The sequence below is a fragment of the Endozoicomonas sp. ALB115 genome, from assembly GCF_049310245.1.
Lineage (GTDB): Bacteria > Pseudomonadota > Gammaproteobacteria > Pseudomonadales > Endozoicomonadaceae > Endozoicomonas.
This window is the reverse complement of sequence record NZ_JBLYZG010000032.1, coordinates 1-13,507: the sequence shown is the minus strand read 5'-3', so window position 1 is coordinate 13,507 and position 13,507 is coordinate 1. Positions and strand designations below refer to the sequence as shown.

Annotated in this window: 15 protein-coding genes; 14 read left to right on the top strand and 1 reads right to left on the bottom strand. The window is 40.2% G+C overall.

Annotation, left to right across the window (positions count from 1 at the left end; translation table 11 throughout):
- Window positions 1-82 precede the first annotated feature (82 nt).
- Window positions 83-1,051, top strand: coding sequence for an IS1595 family transposase (locus ACO6VE_RS14660; protein WP_422462005.1), 969 nt, complete (start codon window positions 83-85; stop codon window positions 1,049-1,051).
- Window positions 1,052-1,109: 58 nt separating this feature from the next.
- Here the strand turns inward: ACO6VE_RS14660 and ACO6VE_RS14655 are convergent, their stop codons facing one another.
- Window positions 1,110-1,439 carry a Tn3 family transposase gene (locus tag ACO6VE_RS14655; protein ID WP_422462049.1) on the bottom strand — a complete coding sequence of 110 codons (330 nt, stop codon included), beginning with the start codon at window positions 1,437-1,439 and terminating at the stop codon, window positions 1,110-1,112.
- 94 nt (window positions 1,440-1,533) lie between these two features.
- On the opposite strand from ACO6VE_RS14655, the gene ACO6VE_RS14650 reads away from it, so the two are divergent.
- From ACO6VE_RS14650 to ACO6VE_RS14590, 13 genes are all read left to right on the top strand, one after another.
- Window positions 1,534-1,752 carry a hypothetical protein gene (locus ACO6VE_RS14650; protein ID WP_422462003.1) on the top strand — a complete coding sequence of 73 codons (219 nt, stop codon included), beginning with the start codon at window positions 1,534-1,536 and terminating at the stop codon, window positions 1,750-1,752.
- Between the two features lie 430 nt (window positions 1,753-2,182).
- Window positions 2,183-2,584 carry a cupin domain-containing protein gene (locus ACO6VE_RS14645; protein ID WP_422462001.1) on the top strand — a complete coding sequence of 134 codons (402 nt, stop codon included), beginning with the start codon at window positions 2,183-2,185 and terminating at the stop codon, window positions 2,582-2,584.
- 208 nt (window positions 2,585-2,792) lie between these two features.
- Entirely contained in the window at window positions 2,793-3,818 is a 1,026-nt protein-coding gene (locus ACO6VE_RS14640) for a class I tRNA ligase family protein (protein WP_422461999.1), read from the top strand.
- Between the two features lie 71 nt (window positions 3,819-3,889).
- The gene (locus tag ACO6VE_RS14635) at window positions 3,890-4,273 is read left to right on the top strand and encodes a hypothetical protein (RefSeq protein WP_422461997.1); all 384 of its coding nucleotides are present in this window, start codon (window positions 3,890-3,892) and stop codon (window positions 4,271-4,273) included.
- Window positions 4,270-5,562, top strand: a complete 1,293-nt coding sequence (locus ACO6VE_RS14630) for a SidA/IucD/PvdA family monooxygenase (protein ID WP_422461995.1) — start codon at window positions 4,270-4,272, stop codon at window positions 5,560-5,562. The genes ACO6VE_RS14635 and ACO6VE_RS14630 overlap by 4 nt, the downstream gene beginning before the upstream one ends.
- 94 nt (window positions 5,563-5,656) lie before the next feature.
- Window positions 5,657-6,121, top strand: coding sequence for a GNAT family N-acetyltransferase (locus ACO6VE_RS14625; RefSeq protein ID WP_422461993.1), 465 nt, complete (start codon window positions 5,657-5,659; stop codon window positions 6,119-6,121).
- Between the two features lie 2 nt (window positions 6,122-6,123).
- The gene (locus ACO6VE_RS14620) at window positions 6,124-7,338 is read left to right on the top strand and encodes an MFS transporter (RefSeq protein ID WP_422461991.1); all 1,215 of its coding nucleotides are present in this window, start codon (window positions 6,124-6,126) and stop codon (window positions 7,336-7,338) included.
- Window positions 7,325-8,620, top strand: a complete 1,296-nt coding sequence (locus tag ACO6VE_RS14615) for a diaminobutyrate--2-oxoglutarate transaminase (protein ID WP_422461989.1) — start codon at window positions 7,325-7,327, stop codon at window positions 8,618-8,620. The genes ACO6VE_RS14620 and ACO6VE_RS14615 overlap by 14 nt, the downstream gene beginning before the upstream one ends.
- On the top strand, window positions 8,605-9,570 hold the full coding sequence (locus ACO6VE_RS14610; protein WP_422461987.1) for a PLP-dependent cysteine synthase family protein: 966 nt from the start codon (window positions 8,605-8,607) through the stop codon (window positions 9,568-9,570). Before ACO6VE_RS14615 ends, ACO6VE_RS14610 begins: the two co-directional genes overlap by 16 nt.
- Window positions 9,571-9,582: 12 nt before the next feature.
- Entirely contained in the window at window positions 9,583-10,836 is a 1,254-nt protein-coding gene (locus tag ACO6VE_RS14605) for an ATP-grasp domain-containing protein (protein WP_422461985.1), read from the top strand.
- Between the two features lie 5 nt (window positions 10,837-10,841).
- Window positions 10,842-11,879 (top strand): NAD(P)/FAD-dependent oxidoreductase, encoded by a 1,038-nt coding sequence (locus tag ACO6VE_RS14600; protein ID WP_422461983.1) that lies wholly within the window; start codon window positions 10,842-10,844, stop codon window positions 11,877-11,879.
- Window positions 11,880-12,594: 715 nt separating this feature from the next.
- The gene (locus ACO6VE_RS14595) at window positions 12,595-13,194 is read left to right on the top strand and encodes a recombinase family protein (RefSeq protein WP_422461981.1); all 600 of its coding nucleotides are present in this window, start codon (window positions 12,595-12,597) and stop codon (window positions 13,192-13,194) included.
- A 45-nt stretch (window positions 13,195-13,239) separates the two neighbouring features.
- A complete protein-coding gene (locus ACO6VE_RS14590) occupies window positions 13,240-13,485 on the top strand; it encodes a hypothetical protein (protein WP_422461979.1) in 246 nt (81 codons plus the stop codon).
- Window positions 13,486-13,507 lie beyond the last annotated feature (22 nt).

Sequence of the window (13,507 nt, the reverse complement as noted above, 5' to 3'; positions counted from 1 at the left end):
TTTAATGTTCAGAACTGGCTAAGTTGCTCATAGTGGTTGATGGACCTAAACTGTCATAATCTCCTTTACTGGAGGCTCTGTTATGCAGTCTCAACAGTTTCAAGATGTTCTTAATGCCTTACCGACATTAACAAAGCAACAGAAATATACTCTTCTTAATGCGTTATCAGAACCGCATTACTCTTGTGATATAGCCACCTCTATCGAAGAGAGCTTTGCACAAGCACCCAAATGCCCTCATTGTGATTCTGAAGAGCTACAGCGCTGGGGTATTCGTAACCAAAGACAACGTTATCGATGCAAGTCTTGCTGGAAAATGTTCAATTCCTTTTCCAATACGCCTCTGGCACGCCTGAGACACCCGGAAAAATGGTCTCAATATCTTGAAGGTATGACGCATTCGTTGACTCTTCGCCCTGCTGCTAAGGAGTGCGGGATCACATTGAGAACATCATTTCGTTGGCGACATCGCTTCTTACAAGCTATTGAGTATGACCAAGCTCCTGTACTCCGTGGCATTGCAGAGATTGATGAAACTTTTTTTCGTGAGTCATTCAAAGGCCAGAGGAAAAACCTTCCAAGGCCTGCTCGAAAACGGGGTAACGATAAAAAAGTGGATTGCCGAAAAATTCCAGTCGTAGTTGCCAGAGACAGGGAGTGCCACACTGTTGACGGCGTTTTGAAAAATGAGACAGCAGACGAACTGTGTTCTCATGTCAATGGGCGAATAGATATAGAAACCGTTGTCTGTGCTGATGCAACACTAGCGCATGAAAAGCTGGCTCGAAAATTGGGTTTCATCTTCAAAGAAATAGTGACATCTGCCGGTCAACGAGTCGTTGAAGGTATTTTTCACTTACAGCATGTGAATTCATATCACAGTCATTTAAAAGGGTGGATTTCAGGGATTTTTCATGGGGTTGCAACAAAATATCTGGCACATTATCTGGGCTGGCGTAGAGCACTTACGGATAGAGATTCCTTAACATATGATCGATTATGCAACCGAATACTGGGAAGTTTGCGAGTTCAACCATTTAGGGGAACATAGCCTTCAGAACTATTATGCCAAATAATAAGTGATTTCAGTGACATTCTGAAAGGGGTGCTCACAGTACCGAAATAGAAAAATCCAGAAGCCGTACCTGCTTGGCTAACTCAAGACGGTAATCTCCCAGCCGGTTTGCACTCTCTATGTAAGGAGACAGGTGCTTCAAATCATCTTCAGTAATCTTGTGCCCTTCTTCTTTCAGTTTCTTCAATACTCTGGTCATCACCTCGACGTTATAAAAAATGAGCATGTTAGTGGCAAGGTGATTCCACTTAATGATTTTGTCCTGTTCGTGACGGTCATTTTCCCGAATCACACCCTTGTTATAGAAGAAAATCCAGTCAGGAAACTTGTTGAAATGCTCACTTTTATTGGTTGAAGCGCTGATTGACCAGATACTTCAGAATAGCCAAACTGGACATAGGAAGCGGGGAAAATATTTCACTGTCACGTACGCAGAATTCTGAGCAGGCTTCAGAACAATGAAATATCATCCAGAGTACCTGAATCAGTTCTCCAGTCTGAAATCGGCCAGAGAGTATGTGCACTGGTACAACCTGGACCATAAACATATAACATTAAGTTCCAGACGCCTTAAGTCAGGCATACCGAGCAAGATCAGAGAAGTTCTGAAACGGAAACCTGGCGATGTTTACTGTCAGGAGAAAGAGCAACACTCTGAACGACTGGGGAAGTCGTGAAACCAGAAACTGGTAGCTGCCAGCTGAAGTGTTGCTTAACTCTGAGCGGTCAGATAATCAACGGTAATATGATTTCGCTGCGTAAACTGAGCGACACTTTTCTTGAAAATTGCAGGTTTGTTGGCTTCTTCAACGAGAAAATGGCAAAACCCTTTGAGTGGACTTACAAAGATCGGCCATTACAAGTGTGATGCTGTATGGATAGTAGAGCTTGGCTGCACTACATACATCTCTCAATGTGCGATAAAAAAGTAAATATCACTAAAAATCCAAGATAATCGGGAGATTTTGTTGCATAACCATCGACGTATATATTATAATGTATTACAAGGAACTTTAGGGTTATTGGAAGCTGTTCACTGTCGCTTTCTATATAAGGATTTATCGGATCTGCGCAACTAAATTTTATAATATGCGCAATGGAACACTGATGTATATTCAGAGAAAAACAAAAGCTAATACCAAGTATGAATATGGTTGTGACCTGCGCCGTTTATATCCTTGGGATAAGGTAGTAGATCCATTATGGGGTGCTGCAATTGCATCCGTCAGACCCGGTGAATCTACCGATCCTCATAGACATGATGAACTAGAAACATTTATCGTTATTTCTGGACAAGGTGTAATGTTAGTTGGATCGGAAAAGGCAGAGTTAGGGCAAGGTGATGTAGTTTATATACCTCGTAATGAAACACACTCATTTCAAAATATATCAGCTATAGATGAATTGGTTTTTCTTACTATCTATTGGGATTCGCCTGAATCTCTAGAGAAGATGAAGTCTATTATTCACTCAAAAGAAACCTCTTATTCTATTGAGGAAAAAATATAATCCTGTTTTCAGGGGAATGCTGAAAAAAATCACCTAGAAATGCTAAGTTTCAACATAAGAAACCAATCGATCAAGCGTATCAAGGTCCTGTTCAGCAAAAAATTATTTTCCATAGTGGTTAACAAGCCTGTCTAAGAGGTCTCTATTGACAGTTCTTAGTGGGGAAAGAACTTGTTTTCTGTCTTTTTGAATATAATAAATAAAGATTATGACGTATCTAATAGCCGCACCACCCCCGACTCCAAACGGAGATCTCCATTTAGGACACTTATCAGGACCATATCTAGGTGCTGACATTTTTAAGCGTTTACTTAAGCAGAGAGGAATTAATACTTACTACTCTGTTAGTACTGATGATAATCAGTCCTATGTTGAAAAGACAGCAATAAAGCTTTCTGTAGATGCAGGTGATCTACTGCGTGACTCAAGAGCCAAAATTGCGAAGACGTTGGAAGTTTATTCAATAGATGTTGATTGCTTTGGCAAACAAGAAAGCAGCTATGAAGAGTTCGTAAAAAATTTTTTTTCTGACCTTTACAAATTCAAACAAATATCTATTTGTGAAGTTGATGTCCTCTATGACCGAATTGAGAAAAGCTATCCGGTAGAAGCTTTTGTTACAGGTTACTGTCCTCATTGTTTTGATGTGACTTGTGGTGGCATATGCGAGACATGTGGACACCCTAACTCAGGGGTTGATCTTCTAGGTATCGATCGCCGCAGATACGAAATACGAAAAGAACAGCGCTTAGTACTCGATATTGAGTCAATGCATCAAAAAATTAGTGATCATCTTCAAAAAATAAATTCCCATCACCGTCCAGCCTTAGAAAAACTCTTAGACAGTTTACTCTCAAAATCACTGGATCCATTTATTTTGTCCTATAAAATAGGGACAGGTATAGATGCAGAATTTATAGATCTGAAAGATCAACAAATTAATGTATGGGGTGAGATGTACCCTGGTCACATGTATTTTTTCGGTAAAGAAAAGGGATATATTTCACCAGATAATCATTATGTTCAGTTTCTAGGCTTTGACAATTCATATTTCTATACCCTTGTACATCTATCATTAGCTATTGCGGCAAGAGAATCAGGGTATGACTGGCCATTACCATCAGCTTTTATTACTAATCAATTTTACAATCTTGAAGCCAATAAGTTCTCAACTAGCAAAGGGCATCTAATTTGGGCTAGGAACTTGGCTAGAGATATAATTCTGATCTCATAAGACTTTACTTAGCAATATATGGACCAGAACATCAGGAAGCTGATTTTGTAAAATCTGTATTTAAAGAAGGCTTGGGTTCTCTAGCTAAAACAATAAATGGTTTAATTCAATCATTTAATAAACACAGATGTGATTCAAAATCATTTGCTTTTAAAGTACCTAGTGATATAAGAAATCTAATTTCTCATGAAATAACATTGAAAAATTATAGTGCATCAGCAATGGCGAGGTCTTCTCTAATAATATTACGGTATTTAGATAATCAGCTTTCTGAGGGGAATTTAGAAATGATTCCATATATACCTTCGATAATTATCTGGTTACTAGAGCCATTTTGTCCAAAATATTGCCACTCTCTTCGAGATATTTATAATTTATGTGATGCTGCATGGAAACAATTTCCACTTTGTCATCGTGAATCAGACCTACCAGAATTAAAGGTATTTTCAGAATGATTTATGATGTTTTAGGAATTGGTTTTGGTCCATCAAACATAGCGCTTGCAATAGCTCTAGAAGAGAATGGGAACAATGAAACAGTTAAGTTTATCGAAAAAAATACAGGTCCATCATGGCACGAAAATATGCTTTTGAATGGGGCTGATATACAAAATAACCCGCTTCGGGATCTAATAACGCCAGTAAATCCACGTAGCCAATATACATTCGTTAATTATTTGCATGTAAATAAGAAGTTCTTCTTATTTCTTAATACAGGTTTACATTATCCTCTTAGAAAAGACTTCTATGACTACGTATGTTGGGTTGCAAATCAATTTAATAACGTTGATTACGGAATCGAAGCAAGTCATATACATATAGAAGAACTTGATGAGGGCTCTATATGGGTTGTCGAAACTTCTTCTGGCCATGTATATCGAGGACGACGACTGGTTATGGGGACTGGTAGGAAGTTAAATATCCCGAATATTTCAGGTCTGGCTGATACGACAAAAGCAATACATTTAACTAATTATCTTCCAGCCATTTCTGAATTGGATAAAAGCTCAAAAATTGCAGTTCTAGGAGCATCACAAAGTGCGGTGGAGATCCTTTTAGACCTACTGAACAAAGGCTTTGATAATATAGTGTCAATTCATCGAAGCTTTTCGTATAGGCAAAAAGACACTAGTCCGTTTAGTGATGAAGTTTATTTTCCGGAGTTTATAAATTACTATCATGCTCTTTCTGTGGAGAAGCGTGAAAGACTAGATCATCAGGTCAGACAGACAAACTACTCATCAGCCGATATTGATGTGATTAATAATCTTAATATCAGAATGTATGAAGATAACCTTGATGGAAATTGTAGACTGAAAATTATCAGGAATCATGAAATAATAGAAGCCAAAGAGAACGATTCTCTTAATTTACATATTCGCGATCTTTACACTAGTGTAGATGAAGAGCTGGACGTTGATCTACTAATACTAGCTACTGGTTTTTTGGATATCGGTCGAAATGGACGTGCTGGACTACCTAAAATTATAGAGCCTCTCGCCCCTTTATTTAGCTGGACAGACCATTACTTGGAAGTTAAGCGTGACTACCGAGTTAGATACTCTAATAAACACATATATCCTGACCTTTATCTCAATGGACTCTGTGAATCATCTCATGGCTTAGGAGATGCTGGCTCATTCAGTTTAGTCTCTCTCCGGGCACAAGAAATAGCTAGGAGTATAAGTAAACGTATGTCTGACTTTCCCGAGTCTGTTACGGAACATTATCAGTCAATAGCGTAATGCCTAACCCTAAAGTACTGTAACTTCTAAACAAGTGCTGGAATACCAAAGTGTAAAAAATTGCCATACGCCTAATAAAAAAGGAAGTTTTAATATGAATAATTGCAAAGATGTGGTTTATGTTGATAAATCTAATTTTGACCTTGTATTACCCCTGATAGAAGAGTATCAACGTTTTTACGGTGCAACGCCAGATATAAAAAAAAACCGATTGTTTTTTGAAAAAACAATATTGAATTCTTCAACAGCTAAACAGTTCATTATCATTGATTCAAATGGGCGAGGTCTTGGTTTTGCAACCCTTTACCAGTTTTATTCTAGTACGCAAGCGGCAGATGTCTTGGTAATGAATGATTTATATGTCAGAAAGGAAAGCCGGGGCAAAGGCTTAGGTAGACAGCTAATCACAGCCTGCTATGACCATGCTTGTCGTGAAGGCTACCCTGCTATTCAATGGACTACAGCCTTTGATAATGAGGTAGCCCAACAGCTGTATAACGGTATTCCTAAGATTAAAAAATCTAGCTGGCTTCATTATCGTTTAGCTATTGAAGGTTAAAAATGCTTTTAATTCAAGATAATCAACGCGGCGATCGGTTATACCTGTTTGCTTTATTTTGGTGTTTTTCATTTGGATTCGTCTGCTATAACGCTGCGCGTGTGTTAATTGGATTAAATTCCCATATTCAGTCGCATGGTTTCAATGGAGTGGCTCTGTTTGGAATTTTCATTGCCCTTATCCAAGTAGCTATAGGCTCTACGGTTGGTCGATTTATCGATCACGTGGGGTCAATGAATGGGTTATTCATTGGTGCTGGGACAATGGTTTTAGCTAGCACTATTGGTATTTGGATGTCTTCAAGTTGGATCATGTTAGGAGCATATACTGCCCTTTTAAGTATCGGCTCTTTGTTTATAAATGTTGCTGCTCAAAAAGGTGTTGGTGAAGTAGTAAGGAAGGATCAGAGAACTCGCTACTTCTCTTGGTTGTCGCAATTAGTCGCACTAACCAATGTGGTGGGGCCTATTTCTGTTGGTGTCGTGATTGCTAGTTTTGGACAGTCAGAAGCCTACTCTTTGCTCCTTATTATTTCGTTTATGACTACTATTCCATTACCTGCGGTGTTGCTCTGGTCTTGTTGGCGTTTCAACATGGACGAAACAACTCCTGAGATAAGGGGTATCCAAGCTCGTTCAAGTTGGCTAGATTTAATCACCTTAAATCAATTTCCCATTTCGTTATGCAGTGGTGTTCTCTTTGCCTGTGTGACAAGTTTTATTCTTGCGACCCCAATACTTGCAATCCATCGAGGGCTTGGTGCAGATGAAATAGGGATAGTTATTGGTATATATGGTGCAGCGGCAATCATATCAAGATTGTTTACTGCAAAACTGATACATTATATTCCTGAAAAGCATCTACTTGGGCTTAGCTTTTTAATTGCTGCTGTTGGATTTTTCAGCTTAGCAATCGCTGTGCAAATTCTAGCTTTTTACTGCTCTTCGATATTGCTCGGTATTGGCCTCGGCTGGAGTCTTCCTTTGACAATTTCATTGACACACAGAAATGCAAAAAAGGGGCAAGAGGGGGCGTTGTTAGCAAAGCTTGTATCTCTTAATAAGCTTTCTGAAGCTCTTGTACTCAGTGTGATTTTATTATTTTCCGGATCAAAATGGATTGAAGGCCCATTCTTAATAAATGGTTTTCTATTAATAATTTCAAGCCTAATTATTTTACACTCTATTCATAAGAGGGAAAGCTGTGAAGATATTTAATAATCTTGAATCTGAAGTTCGTAGCTACTGTCGTTCTTTTCCCGTGATTTTCTCTGCTGCAAATGGGGCCTGGCTTGAGGATACAGAGGGATCACAATATCTAGATTTTTTCGCTGGAGCAGGAGCTTTGAACTACGGCCATAACGATCCAGATATGATTGCTGCTGTTATAAAATATCTGAAGAATGATGGATTATTGCACTCTCTGGATTTACACAGTACAACCAAAGCAAATTTTCTTCATACGTTCGAAACTCTAATTCTGCAGCCAAGACAGCTAGATTACAAAGTTCAATTCACAGCCCCAACTGGTTCAGATGCCGTTGAAGCAGCAATAAAACTAGCACGAAAATCCACAGGAAGAAGTACTATTGCCTGTTTCACTGGAGGTTATCATGGCATGTCACTTGGAGCCTTGTCTCTGACCGCTAATCCAGAAAAGCGTGGCCTAGCAGGTATATCAATACCGGGTATCATGCGTTTGCCTTATGAAAACTTTCTTGAACTATCAACATTAGAGCAGTTAAATGTAATTGAGTCGATGCTCACAAAGCCCGGCGCAGGCTCCGATTTACCAGCTGCATTTATCATTGAATGTGTACAGGGAGAGGGTGGACTGAATGCGATTAGCAAGCAGTGGGCACAAGGTGTTGCCCAACTTGCTAAAGAAATTGGTGCGCTATTGATAGTGGATGATATCCAGGCTGGTTGTGGCAGAACTGGAAACTTTTTCTCATTTGAATCACTAGGGATTAAGCCAGATATTGTTTGCTTGTCGAAATCATTAAGTGGGTTAGGTCTTCCGTTTTCAGTCAATTTAGTTTCTAGATCCCAAGACTGCTGGTCTGCTGGAGAGCATATAGGAACATTCCGTGGCAATAATTTAGCAATGGTTTCTGCAACGGTAGCTCTTCAAAAGTACTGGAGTAATGATTCCCTAACTTCTACGACACTGATTAGGGAAAAGCAGGCTCGAGTGCAACTTGCATCATGTATTGAAAGTGCACAGCAGCACAATATTAAAGTTGTTGGGCGAGGTATGATGATGGGGCTACATTTTGGAATACATGGTTTGGCTGAGAAAGCGTCAAAGGAATTGTTCAAGCATAATCTCATTGCAGAAACATGTGGAGCACAAAATGAAATACTCAAGCTAATGCCTCCTTTGACAATTAAATCCGAAGAATTCCAAAAAGGTCTCAAATTGGTAGCGGATGTTTCAATAGAATTAGCAAAAAAACACCAAGATACTAAGGAAGTTATTTCATGCAGTCTCGTTTAAAAACAGCCATAGAGAAGAATAAAGTATATGAGTCAGTTATGGACGCTGTAGGTAATACGCCTATTGTCGCCCTATCACGACTATATAGTGATCATTTGGATGTTGAGGTCTTGGCCAAGCTGGAGTTTATGAACCCCAGCGGTAGCATCAAGGATAGGATGGTGCGATATATGCTGAGATATGCTGAAAGTAAACAAAAGTTGAAGAATCAAAGAATTGTTGAAAACTCATCTGGTAATACTGGTGCTGCACTTGCCATGGCCAGTGCAGTTTTACAGCTAGACTGTGAAATATTCGTACCTGATACTACCAGCAGTGAGAAAATCAATCGGATTCAAGCATACGGAGCAGATGTTCAATCTTGTCGCTCGGATGTATCTGAAGATAATCTCGAAAGCTACTATTCTCTCGCTCGTACGAGAGCCGAAGAGTCAAACGCTTTCCACCTTGATCAATATTGTTCTGAGTTGAATCGTGAAGCTCATTACATGGATACTGCTCCCGAACTCTGGGAACAAACTGCTGGTAAAATCGATTATTTCATATGTGGTATTGGTTCTGGAGGAACGATCTCAGGTATTGGAAGATTCTTGAAAGAACGAAATCCAAATATTCAAATTATCGGTGTGGAGCCATCAGGCTCAATTTATAAATCTGTAGTCGATCAAAGTGTTGCTATTGATACTTTCAGTACAAACATTGAAGGCCTTGGCAAAAAAAAACCAGCTGAGAGTTTCGACAGTACTTTCGTAGACGATGTGATTCAAGTGCCAGATAACAAGTCATTAGAGTTTTGTCACCGTTTAGCACGAGAAGAAGGCATACTAGCCGGTGGCTCAAGTGGCAGTATTGCTGCAGGTATTGACCTTCTGTTGCCAAAAATAAAACGTGGACGTGTTGCGACTCTCTTCCCTGATTCTGGGGTGTTTTATCTGTCGAAATACTTTTAGGAAAACTTATCGATGGTATCTAAAAAAAAAGTTGTAGTGCTAGTAGATGCTTATTCAACAGGTGCTTATCTAGCACCTTGTTTTGAAGAAATGGGGATATGTTCTTTGCACATTCAAAGTCGTATCAATCTCCCCCCATATTTTTTAAAGAGCCATATCCCGGAAAATTATATCCAATGTTTAGTACATGAATCCATTGATAATACCCTACTGATGCTACAACCATTTGATATAGTTGGTGTGATTCCAGGTTCTGACCCCGGTGTTCATCTAGCAAACGATCTATCATATCACTTAGGCTTGCCTGCTTTTAATGATCCTTTATTGTCAGAAGCAAGACAAGATAAGTATGAAATGATTCGCTGCTTATCTGCTGCAAAATTGAGTAATTTAAAGCAAATTTATACTGATTCTTTAGAGGAGCTTCGACGCTGGGCTTCTCATCATTCAATGCCTTTTGTTGTAAAACCACGTATCAGTACTGGCGTCAACGGTGTAGTGTTGTGTCATTCCATCGAAGCATTAGAAACTGCATTCCGTTCCGCGCGACATGCTTCGACAGTCTATGGGGTCAATGAGCCAAAAGTTCTTATACAAACCTGTGCCAAAGGTGAAGAATACGTAATAAACACAGTCAGTTATTTGGGAAAACACCGTATGATAGAATTGTGGCGGGTAGAGCGAGAGACAAATGGTTCCCCTATACTCCGGTGCATGGAACTTCTTTCATCAAATGCTCATCATGAACCAATAATTTCTTATGCTTTCAATGTACTTGATTGTCTCGGTTTACATAATGGTCCATGCCATATGGAGGTTATCTTAACTGAAAAGGGACCAGAGTTAATTGAGGTAAATGCACGTATGCATGGAGATATGGATCCATCTGCTCCTCTACAGGTACAGGGAACTAATCATGTGATTGAGACATGTTTAAATTTTATATCAGAAGAATCAAAAGCTTGCATAAGTGCAAGGCAATTGCCTACAGCCACCAATTGTATGAAAGTTTCACTTCGTTTTCATGATGAAGGCACCCTTAGTCAAGAACCTTCATGGAAAACGCTTGAATCTCTAACTTCATTTCATTCACTACGTAAGCGTACAAAAGTAGGGCAAAATGTCAGACCAACATTTTCGGTTGGCAGCTCTGCTGGTGCTCTGTTTCTAGTTGCAAGCGATAGAGAAAAAATGATGGATGACTATCGCAAAGTTCTTAAATGGGAGCGGGAAGAATTGAGTTCTGTAATTGAGTATGAGCACTGAATATAATGGATTATGATGCAATCATTGTAGGCGGCGGAATAATAGGTCTCTCAGCCGCTCATAAACTAGCGACTAATGGAAAAAAAGTTGCAGTACTGGAAAAAAAACGTCCAGGTGCAGGTGCAACGGGGCTGTCTGGGGGATTAATTCGAGTATTTGATCCAGAAATAGAGTTGGCAGAGTTTGCTGCAGAAAGTTATAACCTTTTTAATACGAACAAGAATATTCCATATAAAGATAGTTTTGTAAAAACAGGAGCTTTATATGTAAGAGATGCCTCAACTCGAAGTGAAACAGAACATATTATTCAGATATTAAATCAGAAGTATTCTTACTATTCAGAACTACTGAATAAAGATCAGTGTACAGAACTCTACCCCAATATATCTTGGCAAGATTCTGAATCTGTAATTGTGGTTCATGAACCAAATGCAGGATATGCCGATCCATTAAAAATATCTTTATCTCTTGTTGATAAGATTGAGTATCTAGGAAGTGACATATTAGAAGGTACGGAAGTATCCGGTTTTGTAAGTAAATCAGGCAAGATTGAGGCAGTTAAAACAAATATCGGTAGCTTGACTGCTAAACACTTTGTTATTGCCAACGGAGCTTGGGCCGCTTCGCTTGACTGTCCTGAGTCTGTACGTAGCCGGGAAATACAGATCCACTTTTTTCAGAACTCGAAAGTTCACCCTATTTTAATAGACGAAACACTTGGTGGGCTCTACGCTAGGCCTTGCATTAATGGTAGTAGTTTGGTTGGAGTCCCCCTTTTAGAGTGGGATATTGATCCAGATTTAAAAAGAAGCATTTCTTGTGCAGAAAATACACGATCTATTGCCACTCAAAGATTATCTTCACTGGTAGATGCACCTTTGTGCGGAGGGCGAAGAGGATTTGATGGTTATACTCAAACGAACCAAGGGTATATAAAAAAATCAGATTTTAAGAAAAATCTTATATGGGCGGTAGGATGGTCTGGTTGTGGCTTTAAGCTAGCGCCTGCTATCGCATCTCGAATATTCGATATTGTGGCTTAGTGTCTTAATTTGCCTTCTATTTAGGCGACCATGTCGCAATGTATTCTTTCTCGAGCTGTTTTGAGGTAGTAATGAGCAAAGTTGATGGACGAAAAATCCCACAAGGCATGTTTTTTCGCCTCAGAAATCCCGATGGGGAGCCTGGCCTGCCAAGTCAGTCAGGCTACCACAAACACTTAGGGGAATTGAGGCAGAGAGAAAGAAAGATTAGGCTGGCGATTCTTTTAACCGACCCTATCTGTTCGATGCCTAACAAACTGTTATGGCTGTGGTTCAGTACAGTTGCACTTCCCGTGAGAATATCTATTAAGGCACAACAATCCATCTCTCTATCCGACAGAACAGTGAGGCTATGTTCACAATAAATCACTTCGGGTCTCACTCGCCCGAGGCTTGCTGCGAGCGAACTTCAACCTAAGGTGTTGCCTGATACCTCGGCGGTTGCTCCGAGGAGTGGCTTCATTATGGATTTGGTACGCACGTGGCCTGTAAGTGGGTGAAATCTTCATAAAAACTCGAAAACTCCATAATTCTGTAAAGAAAAAGTGACTTCTTTACCAAGCAGTCAGGTAGAAGTTTAATAAAACGATCGTTTTTTCAGACTGTGGCACGGAGGTTCGATCACACTCTGTATCTCCCGCCAAACCGTGTAGTTTTGCCGTCTAACTTTTTATCGTCTACTTTTCTTCTGTAGTGTTGAGAACAGCAGACGACTTTGACCGACAACATGAAAATTGGGTACGCCCGTATCAGCACTTCAGACCAGAATCTGAATTCACAAATTGATGCGCTGCGAAAAGCTGGTTGCCAGAAAATTTTTCAGGATGTTGCCAGCGGAGCAAAATCAGACCGTCCTGGTCTTGAAGATCTTATGAAAGCAATCCGGCCTGGTGACATGCTGGTCATTTATAAACTGGATCGACTGGGACGATCACTCCAACATCTTGTCTCTCTGGCCAGCGAGCTGATCGATCAGCACATCGGCCTGATTAGCCTCAATGACCCCGTGGATACTTCAACGCCACAGGGAAGGTTAAGCTTTAATCTATTTGCGGCACTGGCTGAATTTGAACGTGAGATTATCAGGGAACGCACCCGCATCGGACTGGAGTCTGCACGGCTGCGCGGTCGCAGAGGTGGTCGGCCTAAGGGGCTACCCGAGCGAGCGCAGAAGATCGCTTGTGCTGCAGAGACTCTATATAAAGAAGGGCAATTAACCGTTGATGAGATCGCCTCTCATCTGGGTATTTGCAAATCGACACTTTATTCCTATTTGCGGTACAGGGGTGTACCTATAAGCGGAAAAGTTGACTGAATGGAGCTTTTTCAGTCCGAGCATTAATAATAAGACGAAGTATCAATGGTTGCAGTTCATGAAACGGCTTATCCAAGGCTGCGGTCTCGTACCACTTTTGACGATCTGGATGGTTCGATCTGGGAGCCTAAACCCGATGAAATGGACTGGATTAATGGTCAGGTAAAAAAGCCTCTGCATCGCCAAGTACTTTTGACCATGCTGAAGATGTTTCAGCATTTGGTGCATATTCTGGCTAATCGTGAACGCTCATTCTGGCAAAGCGTGAACACGAATTCTGGCCAGGCGTGAACATGGATTCTGGCTGATCGTG